1 pseudogene is annotated in these 574 nt (G+C 62.2%); it reads left to right on the top strand.

Annotated elements, in window-relative coordinates:
* Nucleotides 1-574, top strand: a pseudogene (locus A3754_RS04170) (flavin oxidoreductase); the annotation flags it as partial.

The raw sequence follows: 574 nt of genomic DNA, 5'->3' as shown, positions 1-574 counted from the left end.
TCGACGCGCTCAACCACGACGTCAGCCGGGTCTGGCTGCGCCTGCCCGCCGGCAAGAAAATCCAGTGGCACGCGGGCCAGTACCTGATGCTGAACCTGCACGGCGAAAGCTATCCCTTTTCCATCGCCAACCATTGCGATGGCCGCGATATTGAATTGCACATCCGCCATGGTGATGACAACAGCGCCGCCCAGGACATTATGGCCAGCCTGCGGGCAGACAGCACCGTGAGTACCACCCTGCCCGCCGGCCTGCGGTTTATCGACAGCGCACCGGACCAGCCCGTGTGGTTCATCTGCGGCTCCACTGGTTTTGCACCGGTAAAAGCCATGATCGAACGTCTGATCACCCTGAATTTCACTCAGCCAGTGCGGCTGTTCTGGGGCGCACGAACCGACGCAGACCTGTATCTGCCCCACCTGCCGGCCCAATGGCAGGGTGCCCTGGCCGACTTCGATTTCATCACTTCCCTGTCGGATATCCGCCACCCGGACCACGCCGAAGGGCTGGTCCATGAAGCCGCACTGGAAGCGCTCAGCGAACCCGACCTGCCCCTGTTCTTTCTGGGCGGTTC

It is taken from the genome of Alcanivorax sp. HI0083, from assembly GCF_001635175.1.
The sequence above is the reverse complement of the archived record's forward strand: the minus strand, read 5'-3'. Positions and strand labels throughout refer to the sequence as shown.